The sequence below is a fragment of the Legionella stuttgartensis genome (genome assembly GCF_977063405.2).
In genome coordinates this window covers 1-1313 of sequence record NZ_CDRUHA020000028.1, presented here as the reverse complement: position 1 = coordinate 1313, position 1313 = coordinate 1, and the positions used below count along the sequence as shown (strand labels likewise).

Here is a 1313-nt window from a genome sequence, read left to right as displayed (position 1 = left end):
AAATCCATTATTGTCTTATTTTGTAACGCAACAGGGATAAAACCAATGGAACTCTCTTGGACCACTTTTTCATTAGAACTCATTAATTTTCTTATTCTCATTTGGATTTTGAAACGCTTTCTTTATGCGCCCATACAAAAAACCATATTAGAACGAAAAAAAAGAGTGCAAGAACAATTAGAGACTGCTGAGACGCGGCAAAAGGAAGCAAAGCAATTGCAAACAACCTATGAAAATCGGCTTACCGATTGGCAACAAGAGAAAGCGACCCTACACAACGAGTGGCATGAGGCGATGGAACGATGGAAATCAGAAGAAAGACTCCAGTTTGAACAACAATTGCGTCAAGAAAAAGAGCAGATTTTTTCCCATGAAATGCAAAAAGCCGCAGCCATCATTGAAAACAATGCCAAGGAAGCATTTCTTTTGGCTGGGAAATTTGCTGAAAAATTGTTAATCGATTTTGCAGATGCGCATCTTGAAGAGAAAATCATTGAAAAAACCATCAAGGAGCTCCATCAATTCCCAGTGGAACAATGGCAATGGCTAAAGACTGTCTCTGAGGAAAATACCCTTTCGATACAAACGGCCTACCCCATCAATGAACATCAAAAGCAGAGTCTATTACACGTCATTGAACAATGGGCGTCCAAGAAACCCGCCGTTTGCTTTACAGAAAACCCAAAGCTTCTCGCCGGATTAACCCTTCAAATGGGTCCAATGTGCTTGCAAGCCAATCTTCGTGATGAATTAAAATTCTTTACAGAGACAAAAAATGAACTGGCCTAACCCCCCTTCTTTTCTTGAGAAGCAACGACAACGTCTTGAGCACTATCAATTTCAAATCAAGGCATCCGAACAGGGACAGGTGGTTTCTGTTGGAGATGGGATTATCTGGATTAAGGGCTTACCTTCTGCCGCCATCGATGAAATTCTTATTTCAGAGGATGAGTGCTGTATCGCCATGGTGTTCCATCTCACGGAAAACTTAGTTGGCGCTATTATGTTAGTACAAACTAAAAAATTAAAGGCAGGAACCCCTATTTTTCCTCTGAAGCGAGCATTGAGTATTCCTGTAGGCGATAAATTGCTTGGACGAGTGATTGATCCCCTAGGCAATCCATTAGATGGCGGTGCGATTCCTCCCTATGAGGAACAAGGATTACTCGATAAGTTGTCACCATCCATTCTTCACCGCGACTTTGTGAATCGACCATTGTACACGGGAAATAAGATGCTTGATAATCTAATTCCCATCGGAAAAGGACAAAGGGAGTTACTGATTGGGGATAATGGGCTTGGTAAAAGTGCTT

General features: G+C 41.4%; 1 protein-coding gene and 1 pseudogene. Both read left to right on the top strand.

What is annotated here, in order from left to right:
• Positions 1-45: 45 nt before the first annotated feature.
• The gene (locus ACWTEW_RS08585) at positions 46-789 is read left to right on the top strand and encodes a F0F1 ATP synthase subunit delta (RefSeq protein ID WP_454783626.1); all 744 of its coding nucleotides are present in this window, start codon (positions 46-48) and stop codon (positions 787-789) included.
• Positions 776-1313: pseudogene (locus tag ACWTEW_RS08580) on the top strand (F0F1 ATP synthase subunit alpha); the annotation flags it as partial. The gene ACWTEW_RS08585 and the pseudogene ACWTEW_RS08580, both read left to right, overlap by 14 nt.

Excerpts from the sequence above, each read along its gene's own strand:
- ACWTEW_RS08585 (WP_454783626.1), top strand. The coding sequence starts at position 46 with ATGGAACTCTCTTGGACCACTTTTTCATTAGAACTCATTAATTTTCTT.